This is a genomic window from Stenotrophomonas sp. YJH_SMC_94-11, assembly GCF_059370435.1.
In genome coordinates, this window is record NZ_JCAFTR010000016.1 from 1 (window position 1) to 18,077 (window position 18,077).

Below are 18,077 nucleotides of genomic sequence, written 5' to 3' on the forward strand. Positions count from 1 at the left end.
GCTGCTTACATCCACGGCTTCTACAATCCAGCCCGGCTACACTCGGCGCTGGGCTACCACTCGCCTAACAACTACGCCCGGCAGCTCCGGGCTGCCGCCTGAAACGGCTTCATGGCGTCCGTTTTCAGGGGGCCAGATCACACCGCCGCAGTGCGGAGCATGGCGAGGACACCCCCAAGGAGGTTCCACCATGCGTCGCCTCGCCCTGCTCGCCACCCTGCTCTGCCCGGCCCTGGCCACCGCGGCCAACTGCACGCTGCCTGTCACACTGGACCAGCGCCACTTCACCAACCTCAGCGACCCGTTGTATGCGCCGGACAATCCGAACGCCGGACGCATGGTGCAGGTCAGCTTCACCGGCAACCAGTACGTGCTGGATATCCTCGGCACCGACCTGCGCATCGGCGGCAGCTACCGCTACCAGCGCCTGGCCCCGCATGTCGCGGAAATCCTGATGACCGAGGCCCACCCGGCCGGTCCCGCCCACTACACCCTGCTGCTGACCTGCCAGAGCGACCGCCAGGGCCGCTTCATCTACACCCAGCACGACGGCCCCATCGCGCCGCGCCAGCGCCAGAATTCCGGCCACTGGACCCTGCAGCCGTAGGCCAGAAAACCGACGCCGGATAAATGGCGCCTTCAATGGGGCCAGAGCCCGTTGCGTCGCAACGGGCTCTGGCCCCATCCGATCAGTGCCGACCAACGGTCGGCACCCACCAACAGCAGCAGGTTCCAACAGATCGCGGCCCACTGTCGAAAGCGGGGTGGGTCCGGTTGCGGGGGTGTCCGCGGCATGGATGCCGCGGCCAAGCCCCCAAGGACGGGTTTACGGCGTCCCCCGCAACCGGACCCACACCGCCATCCCACGGAAAACCCAGCTGTTGCTGTTGAGGTTGCCGGCCAGCGACCGGCACTACTGCGGGGAGCGGGGTGCAACCCCGCACGCACACCCAACCTCCTCACTTCACTGAATCGAAAACCGGTTTCGGCACGGCACTTGCACCTGCTCCAGCAGACAACCCCATCCCTGTTTCTGGAACCGTTGCAGATGTCCCACTCCGTCACTTCGATCCTTTCGCAGATCCGCTCCTATCAGACCCAGATGGGGCAGCCGGCGCTCAACCCGCTGGGCGAAACGCCGCGCAGCAACGCCCTGCCGGGCACGGTGCTGGACGCGCCGCAGGCCCAGCCGGCCAGCTTCACCGAAACCCTGCGTGGTGCGATTGCCGGCGTCAACGATGCGCAGCAGAAGTCCGGCGCCCTCGCCAAGGCCTTTGAAATGGGCGACCCCAGCGCCGACCTGGCCAAGGTGATGGTCGCCTCGCAGCAGTCCCAGATCGCCTTCCGCGCCACCGTGGAAGTCCGCAACCGTCTCGTCCAGGCCTACCAGGACGTGATGAACATGCCGCTGTAAGGAACATTGACGCATGGCACTGACGCTCTCCAAGGACAGCCTGAACGCCGAGAAGGCCGGGCAATGGTTCGACCGCCTGCAGAGTCTGCAGATCACCCGTCGGCTGGGCCTGATGGCGATGATCGCGGTGGCGGTGGCGGCAGGCCTGTCCGTGTTCTTCTGGTCACAGAAGCCGGGCATGGTCCCGCTGTACACCGGCCTGGACCAGAAGGCGACCGCTGAGGCGACCGACCTGCTACGCGCCGCGCAGATTCCGTTCGCGCTCGATCCGGCCACCGGTGGCATCACTGTGCCGGAAAAGAACCTGCACGACGCCCGCCTGAAGCTGGCCGGCTCCGGCCTGACCGACAGTGGCAAGCTCGGCTTCGAGCTGATGGAACGCGACCCGGGCTTCGGCGTCAGCCAGTTCGTGGAAAGCGCGCGCTACCAGCACGCGCTGGAAACCGAGCTGTCGCGCACCATCAACACGCTGCGCCCGGTACGTGATTCACGCGTGCATCTGGCCATTCCCAAGCCCAGCGCCTTCACCCGCCAGCGTGACGTGGCCAGCGCCTCGGTCACCCTGGAACTGCGGGGCGGCCAGCAGCTGGAACGCAGCCAGGTGGACGCCATCGTGCACATGGTCGCGGCCAGCATTCCGGACCTGGCGCCGGAACGGGTGACCGTGGTCGACCAGAGCGGGCGCATGCTCAGCATCACCGACCCGAACAGCGAGGCGGCGGTCAACGCCGCGCAGTTCGAGCAGGTGCGGCGCCAGGAAACCTCGTTCAACCAGCGCATCCGCGAACTGCTGGAGCCGATGACCGGCCCCGGCCGCGTCAACCCGGAAGTGAGCGTCGACATGGACTTCTCGGTGACCGAGGAAGCCCGTGAGCTCTACAACGGTGAACCGCAGAAGCTGCGCAGCGAGCAGATGAGCGAGAACACCACCAGCACGCCGGGTCCGCAGGGCGTGCCGGGTGCAACCAGCAACAGTCCGCCGGGCCAGCAGGCCGCGCCGGCCACCGCGCAGGCCCCGACCGAAAGCAGCAAGAACGCCACCCGCAACTACGAGCTGGACCGCACCCTGCAGCACACCCGCCAGCCGGCCGGCCGCATCAAGCGCGTGTCGGTGGCGGTGCTGGTGGACAACGTGCCGCGCGCCGGCGCCAACGGCAAGATGAGCCCGCAGCCGCTGTCGGCCGCCGAACTGACCCGCGTCGAGGCGCTGGTCAAGCAGGCCGTTGGCTTCAACGCCGAGCGTGGCGACACCGTGTCGGTGATGAATGCCCCGTTCGTGCGCGAGACCACGCCCGAACAAGGCCCGGCCTGGTGGGAGCTGCCGTGGGTGCACGATGCCGGCCGCATGCTGCTGGGCGCGGTGGTGGTGCTGGCGCTGCTGTTCGGCGTGCTGCGCCCGGCGCTGCGCGCGATCACCGGCCAGAGCAGGAAGGCAGACGAGCAGGCGCTGGAGCCGCATACGGCGGATGTGCAGCTGGTCGATGACGATGGCATTGCGCTGCCAGCGCTGGGCACCGACCGGGCAAGCCTGGGCGGACCGGATGCGCTCGCTCTGCCGGTGGATTCATATGAGGAACGACTGCGGATGGCGCGTGAAGCCGTGAAGACCGACTCCAAGCGCGTGGCCCAGGTGGTCAAGGGCTGGGTGGCCAATGACTGAGGCACAACTGACCGGTGTACAGCGCGCGGCCGTGCTGCTGCTTTCCCTGGGTGAGCTGGATGCGGCCGAAGTGCTGCGCCACATGGAACCCAAGGAAGTACAGAAGATCGGCATCGCCATGGCCACCATGACCGACATCACCCGCGAGCAGGTGGAGCGGGTGATGGACCAGTTCGGCCAGGAACTGGGCTCGAAGACCTCGCTGGGCGTGGGCTCGGATGACTACATCCGCAACATGCTGGTGCAGGCGCTGGGCAGCGAGAAGGCCGGCAACCTGATCGACCGCATCCTGCTCGGCCGCAACACCACCGGCCTGGACGCGCTGAAGTGGATGGACCCGCGTGCAGTGGCCGACCTGGTGCGCAACGAGCACCCGCAGATCATCGCCATCGTGATGGCGCACCTGGAAACCGACCAGGCCGCCGACGCGCTGAAGCTGCTGCCGGACCGTACCCGCGTGGATGTGCTGCTGCGCATCGCCACCCTCGACGGTATTCCGCCGAACGCGCTCAATGAACTCAACGAGATCATGGAGCGCCAGTTCGCCGGCAACCAGAACCTGAAGTCGTCGAACATCGGCGGCGTGCAGTGCGCGGCCAACATCCTGAACTTCATGGACAGCGGCCAGGACCAGGCAATCCTGGGCGAAATCGCGCGCATCGATGCGCCGTTGAGCAACCGCATCCAGGACCTGATGTTCGTGTTCGACGACCTGGTCGACCTGGACGATCGCGAGATGCAGCTGGTGCTGCGCGAGGTGAGCGGCGAGCGCCTGGGCCTGGCCCTGCGCGGCGCCGACATCAAGGTGCGCGACAAGATCACCCGCAACATGTCGCAGCGCGCGGCCGAGATCCTGCTGGAGGACATGGAAGCCCGCGGCCCGGTGCGCCTGTCCGACGTGGAAGGCGCGCAGCGCGAGATCCTGGCGATCGTCAAGCGCATGGCCGATGAAGGCACCGTCACCATCGGTGGCAGCGCGGAGGCCATGCTGTGAGCAACGTCGTGCGCTGGCTTGCCCCGGACCTGCTGGCCCAGCCCGAACCAGTGCTGGAGCAGGAGGATGCGTTCGAACTCACCGAGCCGGATCCGGAACACGAACCGGAGCCGCCGCTGCAGCTGCCGACCCTTGAAGAGATCCAGGCGATCCAGGACAGCGCCGAGAAGGAAGGGTTCGAACAGGGCCATGCCGACGGCTACGGCCAGGGCCAGGCCGAAGTACGTCGCCTCGCCGCACAGATCGAAGGGATCCTGGACAACTTCAGCCGGCCGCTGGTGCGGCTGGAGAACGAAGTGGTCGGCGCCCTCGGCGAACTGGCGGTGCGCATCGCCGGCGCACTGGTCGGCCGCGCCTACGAAGCCGAGCCGGCACTGCTGGCGCAGCTGGTCGGCGAAGCGATCGACGCCGTGGGGGGCAGCACCCGCGAGGTGGAAGTGCGGCTGCACCCGGATGACATCGCTGCCCTCGCCCCGCTGCTGAACCTTTCACCGGCGCAGCGCCTGGTACCGGATACCAGCCTCAGCCGTGGCGACCTGCGCGTGCACGCCGAAGCCGTGCGCATCGACGGCACCCTGGAAGCCCGCCTGCGCGGGGCCCTGGATGCGGTGATCCGCCAGACCGGAGCCACCGCATGAGCGTCGGACCGCAAACCACTCCGCCGCCGGCCGACTGGGCCGTAGCCCGCAACCTGCGCCTGGCGCGGCGCCTGGATGGCCTGCGCGTGGACACCGCGCATGGTCGCGGCCTGATCCGCGAGGGCGTGTTGCGCCGTGCGGTCGGGCTCACCCTGGAAGCGGTCGGCTGCGAAGCGCCGCTGGGTGCCAGCTGCAAGGTGGAAGTGGTCGACGGTGGCTGGGTCGATGCAGAAGTGGTCGGCTTTGCCGGCGAGCGCACCTACCTGATGCCCAGCGCCGAACTGCATGGCCTGCTGCCCAATGCCCGGGTGGTGCCATCGGCGCGCCGGGGCGGCGTGGAAGTGGGCGAAGGCCTGCTCGGCCGCGTCATCGACAGCGACGGCGTGCCGCTGGATGGCAAGGGCCCGATCCGCGCCGAAGGCCATGTTGGCATGGCCGGCGTGTCGATCAATCCGCTGGCGCGTGAACCGATCACCCAGCCGCTGGACGTGGGCGTGCGCGCGATCAACGCGCTGCTGCCGATCGGCCGCGGCCAGCGCGTCGGCCTGTTCGCCGGATCCGGCGTCGGCAAGTCGACGCTGCTGGGCATGATGACCCGCTACACCGCCGCCGACGTGATCGTGGTCGGCCTGATCGGTGAACGCGGCCGCGAAGTGCGCGATTTCGTCGAGACCACGCTGGGCGAGGAAGGCCTTCGCCGCGCCGTGGTGGTCGCCAGCCCTGCCGACCGGCCGCCGCTGGCGCGCCTGCATGGTGCCTACCGCGCCACCGCCATTGCCGAGTGGTTCCGCGACCAGGGCCTGAACGTGCTGCTGCTGATGGACTCGCTGACCCGCTTCGCCCAGGCGCAGCGCGAGATCGGCCTGTCGGTCGGCGAACCGCCGACCACCCGCGGCTATCCGCCGTCGGTGTTCGCCAAGCTGCCGGCACTGGTCGAACGCGCCGGCAATGGCGCCAAGGGCCGTGGCTCGATCACCGCGTTCTACACGGTGCTGACCGAAGGCGATGATCCGCAGGATCCGATCGCCGATGCCGCGCGCGCGATCCTCGACGGCCACATCCTGCTCTCGCGCCGCGTGGCCGACAGCGGCTTGTACCCGGCCATCGACGTCGAGTCGTCGGTCAGCCGCGTGGTCACGGAAATCGCCGACGAACCGTGGCGCCTGCGCATCCGCAAGTTGAAGCGACTGGTCTCGGCCTACTCGGCCAACCGGGACCTGATCGCGATCGGTGCTTACCAGCGCGGCAACGACGCGGCCACCGACGAAGCCTTGGAACGCTGGCCGGAAATCATGGAGTTCCTCGGCCAGGACGTTGCCAAGGCCGCAGATCTCCCGCACAGCCAGGCGGCGCTGCAGCGCCTGGTGGAACAAGAGAGTTAAGCCATGAACCAGTCCAAGCGCATCGATCCCCTGCTCAAGCGGGCCCAGGAACATGAGGACGCGGTCGCCCGCGACCTGGCCGAACGCCAGCGCGTGCTCGACACCCATCTCTCGCGACTGGACGAACTGCGCCGCTATGCCGAGGAGTACGCCAACGCACAGATGGCGGCGACCAGCCCGGCACAGTTGCTCAACCGCCGCGCCTTCCTCGATCGACTGGACAGCGCGGTCGAGCAGCAGCAGGCCACGGTCAATGGCAACCGCGAGAAAGTGGAGGCCGAGCGCGCGCGCCTGATCCTGGCCAGCCGTGACAAGGCGGTGCTGGAGCAGCTGGCCGCCAGCTACCGGGCGCAGGAAAAGGTGGTGACCGACCGCCGCGACCAGCGCGAGATGGACGACATTGGTGCACGGCGTGCACGCCTGGTTCAGGCCGAAGACCAGGACGGCGCCGAGCAGGGAGGCCGCTCGTGATGCCCGCCCCGCTCGCCAGCAGCGCCAACACGGCCACGCCCGCCACCAGCAACAGTGCCGCACGTGCCTCGCGCAGCGAAGGCGGAAAGGACTTCAGCCAGCTGCTGCAGGGCGGTGCGCCCTGCGCGCCCGCGTCTGCGGGAAACGCCACGACGCCGACGCCTTCCACGCCAAGCCCGCCATCGACTGCCGACAGCAATGGCCAGGCACCGGATGAACGCAATGCGGGCGCCGAAGCGGCAACTGCTGAAACGCCGTCGCTGCCACCCGTTGCCGTGACCCCAGCGGGACCCAGCACCGAGAAGGACAAGCCCGCCGCGACCGAGGACGCCCCGTGGCCACCGCCCGGCCTGGCCGGCCTGGTGCTGGCGATGCCGATGCCTGCCGATCCGGCCGCTGCTCTGCCGACCACCGCTGCACCGGCGCTGGCCAGCGACGGTAGCGCGCTGCCTGCTGCTGCCCCCGCCACGAACCCGACACTGCCTGCAGACGCGCCGGCGACGGCCACCACAACCCCAGTGGCGGCTGACGCCAAACCGGCGGCGACCAGTGCGGACGATGCCACGGCGCTGCCACTGCCGGAGATGATCCTGCCCGGCAAGCGCAGCGAGCGCGGCGAAGGCAGTGACGTGGCCGCCGTTGGCGACCGCGCCAGCACACCCCTGCTGCACGCCCCGGCAGCAGCCGCCGTACAGGACCTCAAGGCGGCGCTCGCCGCCGGCAATGCGATCTTCAATGGCGAGCCGACGCCGAAACCCGTGCTGGGTGACGATGGCTTCGACCAGGCCATCGGCGCACGCCTGGGTTGGCTGGCCGACCAGAAGATCGGCCACGCCCACATCCGCCTGAGCCCGGACGACATGGGCCCGGTCGACGTGCGCCTGCAGTTGAACGGCGACAAGGTGCATGCCAGCTTCAGCAGCCCGCACGTGGACGTGCGGCAAGCGCTGGAAAGCAGCCTGCCGCGCCTGCGCGAGCTGCTGGGCGAACAGGGCTTCCAGCTGGCCCACGCCGATGTCGGCCACCAGTCACCGGGTGGTGACGGCAATGCGCCGGGCCAGCCCGGTGGCAGCGGCATCATCGGCGACGGAGAACCGACGCCGGGCGATGCCAGCGTGTCGTCGGCGCAGTTGATCCGCCAGCGCGGACTGCTGGACGCCTACGCCTGACAGCCGTGCCGACCAGGGTCGGCACCCACCAGCGCAGAGCGGTCGGCGCCCACCAGGGCAGCCGGGCAATAGAGCCGCACCCACCGGTATCGAGTTGGTGGGTGCGGAGCTTGCTCCGCTCGGCCCCACCCACACCCTGACGGAATTCCGTCGCGTCCCGCTGCCCGGCCTTCGGCACGCCCCTTGCATATCCCGGTGAAGCAACCCTCAGGAGCTTCACCCGTGGCCGCAGCCGCTGACAAAACCAAGAAGACCGCAGAGAAGGACAAGGCCGCCAAGCCGCGTAGTCCGATCCTGATCACCGCGCTGGTGGCCGTACTGGCCGCCGCTGCCGCCGGTGGCGGCGTGTGGTTCTTCACCCAGTCCAAGCACGAAGAGAAGACCGCGCAGGCGCCGAAGAAGAGCGCGACCCCAGCCCCGGCACAGTACTTCGCGCTGGACCCGGCCTTCGTGGTCAACCTCAATGGCCCGGTCGACGGCCCGCGTTACCTGCAGCTGGAGGTCCAGCTGATGACCCGCGACCCGGCCGCGCTGGAAGCGATCAAGACCCACGCCCCGGCCATCCGTGCGCGCCTGCTGATGCTGTTCTCGCAGGTCAGCCCGGACCAGATCGCCGATGTCGCCGGCAAGCAGAAGCTGCAGGCCGCCTCATTGGCCGAGGTGCAGAAGGTACTCAAGGCCGAGACCGGCAGCAACGGCGCCGACGATCTGCTGTTCACCAGCTTCGTGACCCAGTAAGGGCCCACCGATGAATGATCTGCTGTCCCAGGACGAGATCGATGCCCTGCTCCACGGCGTGGACAGTGGCGCGGTCGAGACCGATGCGGAACCCCCGTCTGGCGAAGCGCGCTCGTACGACTTCGCCAGCCAGGACCGCATCATCCGTGGTCGCATGCCGACCCTGGAAATGGTCCATGAGCGCTTCGCGCGCCTGTGGCGGATCGGCCTGTTCAACCTGATCCGCCGCTCGGCCGAACTGTCGGTGCGCGGCATCGAACTGATCAAGTTCAACGACTACATGCACTCACTGTATGTACCGACCAACCTGAACCTGATCCGCTTCAAGCCGCTGCGCGGCACCGGCCTGATCGTGTTCGAGCCGACCCTGGTGTTCGCCATCGTCGACAATTTCTTCGGCGGCGACGGGCGCTACCCCACCCGCATCGAGGGCCGAGAGTTCACGGCTACTGAAATGCGGGTGATCCACCTGCTGTTGAAGCAGACCTTCGCCGATCTGCGCGAAGCGTGGGCACCGGTGATGGATGTCGACTTCGAGTACATCAACTCGGAGATCAACCCGCATTTCGCCAACATCGTGACCCCGCGCGAATATGTGGTGGTGTGCCGCCTGCACGTCGAGCTCGACGGTGGCGGCGGCGACATCCACGTCACCCTGCCCTACTCGATGCTGGAACCGATCCGCGAACTGCTCGACGCCGGCATCCAGAGCGACCGCAACGACCGCGACGAGAGCTGGGGCAAGACCCTGCGTGAGCAGCTCAACGTCGCCGAAGTCACCCTGTCCAGCGTGCTGGCCAGCAAGCGCATGACCCTGCGCGACCTGACCCAGCTGAAGGTCGGCGACATCCTGCCGATCGAGCTCAGCCCGCAGGTGCCGCTGTGCGTGGAGAACATCCCCGTGTTCACCGGCGAGTTCGGCATCGCCAACGGCATGAACGCCGTGAAGATCACCGCTACCCATCCGCCGGGCACCCGCCCGCGCGTACCCGTCATCCAGGAAGACCCGCAATGAACGATATCGACGCCCTCGAACCGACCCCGGCCCAGTTCAGCAGCCTGCAGGCCGATGAGGCAAATGGTCCGGACCTGAACCTGGACGTGATCCTCGATGTGCCGGTGACCCTGTCGCTGGAAGTCGGTCGTGCCCGCCTGCCGATCCGCAACCTGCTGCAGCTCAACCAGGGGTCGGTGGTGGAACTGGAACGCGGTGCAGGCGAATCGCTGGACGTGTTCGTCAACGGCACCCTGATCGCCCACGGCGAAGTGGTGGTGATCAACGACCGCTTCGGCGTGCGCCTGACCGACGTGGTCAGCCCCAGCGAGCGTATCCGGAGACTGCGTTGAGCCTGCTGGCCTCCACCCTGCTCGCGGTCGGCAAGGCCGCCGCGCCGATCGGCCCGCAGGTCGGCCAGCATGCGGCCGCCGCACCCAGCCTGTTCGGTGCGGTGCTGGCGCTGCTGGCGGTACTGGCGCTGGTCATCGGCCTGGGCTGGCTGCTCAAGCGCATGCCTGGCAGTGGCTTCCGCCCGGCCGAAGGCATGAAGCTGGTAGCCAGCCTCAGTGTCGGCGCCAAGGAGCGCGTGGTGGTGGTGGAGGTCAATGGCCAGCAACTGCTGCTGGGCGTCACCGCCGGCGGCATCAACACCCTGCACGCCCTGCCCGAGCCGCTGCCGCCCCCTGCACCGGTGCGCGTGCCGGACTTCAAGAACCTGCCGAATTTCGCCCAGCTGCTGCAGCAGCGGCTGCGCAAGGATCCCTGACATGCGTGTCCCCCGTAACCGTCTCGCCACCCTGACGCCGTGGCTGCTGTTGCTTGCCCTGTGCCTGTTGCCGGCGCTGGCGTTCGCCGCACCCGGCGCTCCGGCCACCCCTCTGCCGGACGTCAACGTCGGCAAGATCGGCGGCCAGCCGGTCAGCCTGCCGCTGCAGACCCTGCTGCTGATGACCGCGATCACCCTGATCCCGTCGATGCTGCTGGTGCTGACCTCGTTCACCCGCATCATCATCGTGCTGGGCCTGCTGCGCCAGGCGCTGGGCACCGGCCAGACGCCGTCCAACCAGGTGCTGCTGGGCCTGGCCCTGTTCCTCACCGCGATGGTGATGATGCCGACCTGGGACAAGGCGTGGAGCGCGGGCATGGCGCCCTACCTCAACGGCGACATCGACTTCCAGACCGCATGGACGCTGACCACGCAGCCACTGCGCGGCTTCATGCTGGCGCAGATCCGCGAGACCGACCTGATGACCTTTGCCGGCATCGCCGGGCATGGCACCTACGCCAGCCCCGACGCGATCCCGTTCCCGGTGCTGGTCGCTTCGTTCGTCACCAGTGAACTGAAGACCGCCTTCGAGATCGGATTCCTGATCTTCATCCCGTTCGTGATCATCGACCTGGTCGTTGCCAGCGTGCTGATGTCGATGGGCATGATGATGCTGTCGCCGATGCTGGTATCGGCGCCCTTCAAGATCCTGCTGTTCGTGCTGGTCGATGGCTGGGTGCTGACCGTGGGTACGTTGGCGGCGAGCTTCAATCCGGCCTGATATCCCCCGTAACGCGCAGTCGAGCAGGGCTCGACTCTACATGAGCAGATGGAATCCGAATGTCTCCCGAACTTGCCTTGACTGAACTGCGTGGCGGCCTGATCACCGTGTTGTGGGTGGCCGGCCCGCTGCTGCTCACCGTACTGGTGGTGGGCGTGGTGGTTGGTGTCGTGCAGGCCGCGACCCAGCTCAATGAACCGACCATCGCCTTCGTCGCCAAAGCTGCAGCGCTGACCGCAGTGCTGTTCGCACTGGGCAGCCTGCTGATCGGCCACCTGGTTGAATTCACCACGCTGCTGTTCCAGCGAATTCCGCACCTGATCGGCTAGGACACGCGCTTCGATGGACGCCGCCACCCAGATGGCTGCCGACGGCCTTCAGGCCTTCGGCATGATCGGCACCGTACTGTGGACCATGCTGCGCATCGGCGCTGTGGCCATGGCCATGCCCATGGTCGGGACCCGCGCCGTCCCGTCACGGGTGCGCGTGGTGCTGGCTGGCACCCTGGCCATCGCACTGGCCCCGCTGCTGCCCCCGGTGCCGGACTGGACCGGCTTCGACGCCGCCACGGTGCTGACCATCGCGCGCGAGCTGGCCATTGGCGTATCCATCGGCTTCCTGCTGCGGCTGGTGTTCGAAGCCGGTGCGATGGCGGGCGAACTGATCGCGCAGGGCACCGGCCTGGCCTTCGCGCAGATGAGCGACCCGCTGCGCGGTGGTACCTCCGGCGTGATCGGACAGTGGTTCTATCTGCTGTTCGGGCTGCTGTTCTTCACCGCCAACGGCCACCTGGCGCTGATCTCGCTGCTGGTGGACAGCTATCGCGCGCTGCCGATTGGCGCCCCGCTGCCTGATCCCCATGCCTTCTTCAGCATCGCTCCGACCTTCCTGCTGACCGTGCTGCGCGGTGCGCTGACCCTGGCCATCCCGCTGACCGTGGCGATGCTGGCGGTGAACCTGGCCTTCGGTGTCCTGGCGCGAGCCGCCCCTGCGCTGAACCCGATCCAGCTGGGCCTGCCGGTTTCGCTGCTGCTGGGCCTGTTCCTCCTGGCGCTGCTGGCCGGGGAAATGGGGCCGCCGGTACAGCGCCTGTTCGACGCCGCCTTCCAGGCCGCGGACGCGGTCACACGCTGACCCGGTCATCACGTTTTGCTGCTTGCCATGCCCTTGTTTCTGTAGAGCCGAGCCCATGCTCGGCTGTCATCGGCAGGAGCGGCAGCCGAGCATGGGCTCGGCTCTACACGGGCGCAACTTCACGTTTTACTGCTTGCCCTTCCCCCGGGTCCGCGCGTTAGAGTGAATGCGCGGCAACCGGGGGGATGCCGCACCTGGCCGGCGCCCGTTCGCGTTGGCCTGCCTCATGCATGCCCCACCGTGGTTTCCGTCGACAGGCAGGTCCGGGAGACTGACGAATGCTGGTAGGCACGTACAACCCGTGGCTGGTGGCGATCTCGCTGCTGGTTGCCGTGATGGCTTCGTACACAGCGCTGGCCATGGCCGGGCGCACGGTCACCGCCCCGGGCCGGGCAGCCGCCTGGTGGTGGCGCCTGGGGGGCGGATTCGCCATGGGCCTGGGTATCTGGTCGATGCACTTCATCGGCATGCTGGCCTTCGATCTGCCCATTGCACTGGGCTACGACCTGCCCATCACCCTGCTCTCGCTGGCCCTGGCGATCGCCTCGTCGGTGTTCGCACTGTGGCTGGTCTCGCTGCGCACCCTGCCCCATCCGCGATTGGCCGGCGGTGCCCTGCTGATGGGCACCGGCATTGCCGGCATGCACTACGTCGGCATGGCAGCGATGCGCATGCAGCCCGGGATCGACTACGACCCGGGCTGGCTGCTGCTCTCCCTGGTGGTGGCGGTGGCCGCGTCATGGACCGCGCTGTACGTTGCGTTCCGCCTGCGCGCGCAGCGCACCCGCGTCGGTGACCGGTTGGCGGCCGCCGGCCTGCTCGGCCTGGCCATCGTCGGCATGCACTACACCGGCATGGCGGCCGCGCGCTTCCCGGAAGGCAGCATCTGCGGCGCGGCGGTCGGTGACGGCCTGCAGAGCGAGTGGCTGGCGATGCTGGTGGTGGTGTTGACGGTTGCGATCCTGGCGGTGGTGCTGGTGGTCTCGTGGCTGGACCAGCGGGTGGAGGCGCAGCTGCTGCGGCTTCGCAACTCGATGCTGAGCACCTCGTTGACCGATGCCCAGCAGGAATTGACCCAAGCCGCGCTGCACGACCCGCTGACCCGCCTGCCGAACCGCCTGCTGCTGCAGCGGCGCATCGTGCAGGCGCTGGCCGAAGCCGAACAGGGCGGCAGCCGTTTCGCGGTGATGTTCATGGACCTGGACGGATTCAAGCAGGTCAATGATGCCTACGGCCATCAGGCCGGCGACGCACTGCTGGTGGCGGTGGCCGAGCGTACCCGCCAGCTGCTCCGGCCCAACGATATGCTGGCCCGTCTGGGCGGCGACGAATTCGTGCTGGTGGTGCGCATCGAGCACGACGAGGACCTGCCCACCCTCGCCCGGCGCATCCTGCAGGCGGTGGGCAGCGGCCCGTTGCTGCCGGACAACGAACTTCAAGTGACCGCCAGCATCGGCGTGGCGATCTGCCCCGACCACGCTGCCAGCGAGCGCCAACTGATGGCCTTCGCCGACGCGGCGATGTACCAGGCCAAGGAATCCGGACGCAACGCCTTCGTGCTGTTCGCCGACTGGATGAACGACAGTGCCGAGCAGCAGTTCCGGCTGCTGGCCGACCTGCGCCGTGCGATCGGCAGCGAGCAGCTGTTCCTGCACTATCAGCCGAAGATCCGCGTGGCCACCCAGAAGGTGGCCGGTGCCGAAGCGCTGATCCGCTGGAAACACCCGGAGCACGGACTGATCCCACCGGACCGCTTCATCCGCCTGGCCGAACGCAGCGGCGCGATCAACGAGATCGGTCGCTGGGCACTGGACCAGGCCTGCCAGCAGCTGCGGCGCTGGCGCGACGCCGGGCATGAAGGCTGGTCGATGTCGGTGAACCTGTCGCCGGTGCAGTTCAGTTCGCCACACCTGCTGCAGGATGTGCGTGAAGTGATCGAACGCTATGGCATTGCCCCGCGCCACCTGGTGCTGGAGATCACCGAAAGCACGGTCATGCGCGATACCGATACCAGCCTTCGCCTGCTGCAGGCGCTGTCGGCGCTGGGCGTGGGCATCTCCATCGATGATTTCGGAACCGGCTATTCCAGCCTGCTGTATCTGAAGCGGCTGCCCGCCACGGAGATCAAGATCGACCACGCGTTCGTGCGTGACCTGGAACACAGTGCGGAGGACGTGGTGATCGTCTCGGCGATCGTGGCGCTGGGCCATGCCCTGGACATGGACATCGTCGCCGAAGGCGTGGAAACCGCTGCGCAGCGCGCCTACCTGGAGCGCCTGGGCTGCGACTTCCTGCAGGGTTACCTGCTCGGCCGCCCGGTCGACGCGGCGCGCTTCATGCAGCTGCACGACCTGCCCCGGCCGCGGGTGGAACTGGCGCAGAGCCCACCGCCGCAACACCCGCCCGGCTGACACCGGGCCGCGCGCGCCCCATCACGCAACAGTTCCTGCGACACGTTCCTGTAGAGCCGAGCCGACGCTCGGCTGCGCTTCTCGCCTGGACCCAACCGCAGCCGAGCGTGGGCTCGGCCCTACAACACCGGCGGTCGGCAGCACCACGCCATGCGTGGAACAGTTCTTGCACGCACCTGGGCAACCCCTGCCGCAGTGCCCGTGATGTCCGAGAACGAATCCGCCGGCGAAAAGACCGAACAACCCACCGAAAAACGCCTGCGCGACGCCCGTGAACAGGGCAACCTGCCGCGCTCGCGCGAACTCGGCACCGCCGCCGTGTTCGGCGCCGGTGTGCTGGCAGTGATGGCCATGAGCGGCTCGATCGGCCGTGGCGCCACGGCCTGGATGAAGCAGGCGCTCAGCCCGGAACAGAGCCTGCGGCAGAACCCGAAGGAACTGTTCGGCCACTTCGGCGACCTGCTGTTGCAGTTCATGCTGGTGATCGCACCGCTGGTGCTGGTCTGCCTGCTGGCCAGCTTCGTCGCCCCGCTGGTGATGGGCGGCCTGCGCTGGTCGCAGAAGGCGTTGCTGCCTGACATCAACCGCATGAACCCGATGAGCGGGCTCAAGCGCCTGTATGGCCCCGAGGCGATTGCCGAGTTCACCAAGTCGCTGCTGCGCGTGGCCTTCGTCGGTGTGGCCGCCGGCCTGGTGGTCTGGACCGGCTTTGACACCCTGCGCGGGCTGATCCACCACCCGCTGGAGACCGCCATCACCGACGGCCTCGGCTTCACCCTGCGCCTGCTGCTGGCCACCGCCGGCGCCATGCTGGTGCTGGCCGCCATCGATGCCCCGTACCAGCGCTGGAACTGGATGCGCAAGCTGAAGATGACGCGTGAAGAGCTGCGCCGGGAAATGAAGGAAAGCGAAGGCAGCCCCGAGGTGAAGGGCCGCATCCGCCAGCTGCAGCAGCAGATGGCCAACCGCCGGATGATGGAAGCGGTGCCCACCGCCGACGTGGTGGTGGTCAACCCCACCCATTACGCGGTGGCCCTGAAGTACGAAGGCGGCGCCATGAACGCCCCCACCGTGGTCGCGCTGGGCGTGGACGAGACCGCCCTGCGCATCCGTGAAGTGGCCGACGGCAACAAGGTCGCGATCGTCTCCGCCCCGCCTTTGGCACGCGCCTTGTATCGGGAAGGCCAACTCGGAAAGGAAATTCCCGTGAGACTGTATTCGGCCGTCGCCCAGGTCCTGTCCTACGTCTACCAGCTGCGCGCCTGGCGCACTGGCCCGATGCCGGACGCCCCGCACATCCAGGTGGATGAATTCGGCAAGGGAGGCCGCCCGTGAGCGCCCAGCCCGCCACCGGATTCAACACCCGCCGCGCCCTGGAAATGATCCGCCAGGGCCTTGGCGCGCCGCTGATCGTGCTGGCCCTGCTGGCCATGGTCGTGGTGCCACTGGCCGCGCCTGTCCTCGATGCGCTGTTCACCTTCAATATCGCCATCTCGCTGATGGTGCTGCTGGCGGTGGTCTACGTGAAGCGCCCGCTGGATTTCACCATCTTCCCGATCGTGCTGTTGATCACGACCATGCTGCGGCTGGCGCTGAACGTGGCCTCCACCCGCGTGATCCTGCTCAATGGCCAGAACGGGCACGATGCCGCGGGCAAGGTCATCGCCGCCTTCGGTGAATTCGTGATCGGCGGCAACTACGCGGTCGGCATCGTGGTGTTCGCGATCCTGACCATCATCAACTTCGTGGTCATCACCAAGGGCGCCGGCCGCGTCTCGGAAGTGACCGCGCGCTTCATCCTGGACGCGATGCCCGGCAAGCAGATGGCGATCGACGCCGACCTCAACGCCGGTTTGCTGACGCGTGAAGAAGCCAAGCTGCGCCGCGAGGAAGTCCGCGAGGAAGCCGACTTCTACGGTGCGATGGACGGTGCCAGCAAGTTCATCCGCGGCGACGCCATCGCCGGCATCCTGATCCTGTTCATCAACATGCTCGGCGGCCTGGCCGTGGGCGTGCTGCAGCATGGCATGCCGTTCGGCGAAGCCGCCGCCACCTATACCCTGCTGTCGATCGGTGACGGCCTGGTGGCACAGCTGCCGGCGCTGCTGGTCTCCAGCGCGGTGGCGATGCTGGTCACCCGCGCCTCGCGCTCGCAGGACATGGCCCAGGCCATGACCGGGCAGGTGTTCGGCCAGTACCGGGCGCTGGCGATCACCGCCGGCATCATCGGCCTGGTGGGCCTGGTGCCGGGCATGCCCAACGTCGCTTTCCTGACGCTGGCCTCGATCCTCGGCTTCATCGCCTGGAAGCTGTATCGCAAGACCAAGGCACCGGCTGCCGATGCGACAGGCAGTGGCACCGATGCCGCCGCGCTCACTGCGCTCGGCCGCCCGGCCGCCGCGGCCCCCACCGCCGAACTGAGCTGGGACGAACTGCGCCCGGTCGATCCGCTGGGCCTGGAGGTCGGCTATCGGCTGATTCCGCTGGTGGACAGCAACCAGGGCGGCGAACTGATGGCGCGCATCAAGGGCGTGCGTCGCAAGCTGACCCAGGATGTCGGCTTCCTGATCCCGTCGGTGCACATCCGCGACAACCTGGAATTGCCCGCCAACGGCTACCGCGTGCTGGTGCACGGCGTACCGGTGGCCACCGCCGAGATCCACCCCGACCGCGAGCTGGCCCTGGATCCAGGCAGCGCGCTCGGCGCACTGGAGGGCATTGCCGGCAAGGATCCCGCGTTCGGCCTGGATGCCACCTGGATCCAGCCGCACCAGCGCGCCCAGGCCGAAACGCTGGGCTACACGGTGGTCGACCCGGCCACCGTGGTCGCCACCCATCTGTCGCACTTGATCCGCGAACACGCGCCGGAACTGCTCGGCCACGAAGAAGTGCAGCACCTGCTGGCCAACCTGGCCAAGAGCGCGCCCAAGCTCGTCGAAGATCTGACGCCCAAGGCGCTGCCGCTGTCGGCGGTGGTGCGCGTGCTGCAGAACCTGTTGGTGGAGCGCATTCCGATCCGCCAGCTGCGCAAGATCGCCGAAGCGCTGGTCGAACATGCGCCCGCCAGCCAGGACCCGGCCGTGCTGACCGCCGCGGTGCGCACCGCACTGGGCCGCTTCATCGTGCAGGAGATCGCCGGAATGTCGGCGGAGCTGCCGGTGTTCACCCTCAACCCGCAATTGGAACGTGTCTTGCAGGAGTCCACGCAGGGCAACGGCGCCGCGCTGGAACCCGGACTCGCTGAGCGACTGCACCAGAGCCTGGCCGAATGTGTCAGCAAGCAGGAAGCCCGCAACGAGCCCGCGGTCGTGCTGGTACCTGGCCCGGTGCGCGCCGCGCTGGCCCGCCTGGTCCGCCACAGCGTTCCGTCGCTGTCGGTCCTGGCCTACAGCGAGGTGCCGGAGGACAAGCGCCTGAAGCTGGTCGGAACGATCAGCTGACGCCCGCCCGCCGATGCGCCAGAAAACAGACACCACTTTCGAACCAACGCAACTGACAGACACCAAGGGGAACCCGCACCGT

Annotated in this window: 18 protein-coding genes; all 18 read left to right on the plus strand. The window is 68.0% G+C overall.

Going from position 1 to position 18,077, the window contains the following annotated elements; translation table 11 throughout:
- Nucleotides 1-190 precede the first annotated feature (190 nt).
- The 18 genes from AC5P74_RS19600 to flhA all read left to right on the plus strand — a co-directional run bounded on the left by AC5P74_RS19600 (nt 191) and on the right by flhA (nt 17,995).
- Nucleotides 191-607 carry a hypothetical protein gene (locus AC5P74_RS19600; RefSeq protein WP_053498604.1) on the plus strand — a complete coding sequence of 139 codons (417 nt, stop codon included), beginning with the start codon at nt 191-193 and terminating at the stop codon, nt 605-607.
- A 441-nt stretch (nt 608-1,048) separates the two neighbouring features.
- Nucleotides 1,049-1,414 carry a flagellar hook-basal body complex protein FliE gene (gene fliE / locus AC5P74_RS19605; protein WP_005409552.1) on the plus strand — a complete coding sequence of 122 codons (366 nt, stop codon included), beginning with the start codon at nt 1,049-1,051 and terminating at the stop codon, nt 1,412-1,414.
- A gap of 13 nt (nt 1,415-1,427) precedes the next feature.
- The gene (gene fliF, locus AC5P74_RS19610; protein ID WP_171956910.1) at nt 1,428-3,074 is read left to right on the plus strand and encodes a flagellar basal-body MS-ring/collar protein FliF; all 1,647 of its coding nucleotides are present in this window, start codon (nt 1,428-1,430) and stop codon (nt 3,072-3,074) included.
- A gap of 7 nt (nt 3,075-3,081) precedes the next feature.
- Nucleotides 3,082-4,068: a flagellar motor switch protein FliG gene (gene fliG, locus AC5P74_RS19615; protein ID WP_024958226.1), complete on the plus strand. Its 987-nt coding sequence runs from the start codon at nt 3,082-3,084 to the stop codon at nt 4,066-4,068.
- Entirely contained in the window at nt 4,065-4,706 is a 642-nt protein-coding gene (locus AC5P74_RS19620; RefSeq protein WP_053498606.1) for a FliH/SctL family protein, read from the plus strand. The genes fliG and AC5P74_RS19620 overlap by 4 nt, the downstream gene beginning before the upstream one ends.
- Nucleotides 4,703-6,088, plus strand: a complete 1,386-nt coding sequence (locus tag AC5P74_RS19625) for a FliI/YscN family ATPase (protein WP_049412897.1) — start codon at nt 4,703-4,705, stop codon at nt 6,086-6,088. The genes AC5P74_RS19620 and AC5P74_RS19625 overlap by 4 nt, the downstream gene beginning before the upstream one ends.
- Before the next feature lie 3 nt (nt 6,089-6,091).
- Nucleotides 6,092-6,559, plus strand: coding sequence for a flagellar export protein FliJ (gene fliJ / locus AC5P74_RS19630; protein WP_005416437.1), 468 nt, complete (start codon nt 6,092-6,094; stop codon nt 6,557-6,559).
- The gene (locus tag AC5P74_RS19635) at nt 6,559-7,728 is read left to right on the plus strand and encodes a flagellar hook-length control protein FliK (protein WP_346607936.1); all 1,170 of its coding nucleotides are present in this window, start codon (nt 6,559-6,561) and stop codon (nt 7,726-7,728) included. The genes fliJ and AC5P74_RS19635 overlap by 1 nt, the downstream gene beginning before the upstream one ends.
- Before the next feature lie 222 nt (nt 7,729-7,950).
- Complete coding sequence (locus AC5P74_RS19640) at nt 7,951-8,466, plus strand: flagellar basal body-associated FliL family protein (protein ID WP_005416435.1); 516 nt, start codon at nt 7,951-7,953, stop codon at nt 8,464-8,466.
- 10 nt (nt 8,467-8,476) lie between these two features.
- Complete coding sequence (gene fliM / locus AC5P74_RS19645; RefSeq protein WP_005416434.1) at nt 8,477-9,481, plus strand: flagellar motor switch protein FliM; 1,005 nt, start codon at nt 8,477-8,479, stop codon at nt 9,479-9,481.
- Nucleotides 9,478-9,813, plus strand: a complete 336-nt coding sequence (fliN, locus tag AC5P74_RS19650; protein ID WP_005409543.1) for a flagellar motor switch protein FliN — start codon at nt 9,478-9,480, stop codon at nt 9,811-9,813. The genes fliM and fliN overlap by 4 nt, the downstream gene beginning before the upstream one ends.
- Nucleotides 9,814-9,830: 17 nt before the next feature.
- Nucleotides 9,831-10,229 carry a flagellar biosynthetic protein FliO gene (gene fliO, locus AC5P74_RS19655; RefSeq protein WP_176746369.1) on the plus strand — a complete coding sequence of 133 codons (399 nt, stop codon included), beginning with the start codon at nt 9,831-9,833 and terminating at the stop codon, nt 10,227-10,229.
- Between the two features lies 1 nt (nt 10,230).
- A complete protein-coding gene (fliP, locus tag AC5P74_RS19660; RefSeq protein WP_329843001.1) occupies nt 10,231-11,010 on the plus strand; it encodes a flagellar type III secretion system pore protein FliP in 780 nt (259 codons plus the stop codon).
- Nucleotides 11,011-11,069: 59 nt separating this feature from the next.
- Nucleotides 11,070-11,339: a flagellar biosynthetic protein FliQ gene (locus AC5P74_RS19665; protein ID WP_005413254.1), complete on the plus strand. Its 270-nt coding sequence runs from the start codon at nt 11,070-11,072 to the stop codon at nt 11,337-11,339.
- A 13-nt stretch (nt 11,340-11,352) separates the two neighbouring features.
- Nucleotides 11,353-12,144 carry a flagellar biosynthetic protein FliR gene (fliR, locus tag AC5P74_RS19670; protein ID WP_049460577.1) on the plus strand — a complete coding sequence of 264 codons (792 nt, stop codon included), beginning with the start codon at nt 11,353-11,355 and terminating at the stop codon, nt 12,142-12,144.
- Nucleotides 12,145-12,422: 278 nt separating this feature from the next.
- Nucleotides 12,423-14,555: a putative bifunctional diguanylate cyclase/phosphodiesterase gene (locus AC5P74_RS19675; RefSeq protein ID WP_495205038.1), complete on the plus strand. Its 2,133-nt coding sequence runs from the start codon at nt 12,423-12,425 to the stop codon at nt 14,553-14,555.
- Nucleotides 14,556-14,759: 204 nt separating this feature from the next.
- Nucleotides 14,760-15,890 (plus strand): flagellar biosynthesis protein FlhB, encoded by a 1,131-nt coding sequence (gene flhB / locus AC5P74_RS19680; RefSeq protein ID WP_005416428.1) that lies wholly within the window; start codon nt 14,760-14,762, stop codon nt 15,888-15,890.
- Nucleotides 15,891-15,934: 44 nt separating this feature from the next.
- The gene (gene flhA / locus AC5P74_RS19685; protein WP_171974417.1) at nt 15,935-17,995 is read left to right on the plus strand and encodes a flagellar biosynthesis protein FlhA; all 2,061 of its coding nucleotides are present in this window, start codon (nt 15,935-15,937) and stop codon (nt 17,993-17,995) included.
- Nucleotides 17,996-18,077: the final 82 nt, after the last annotated feature.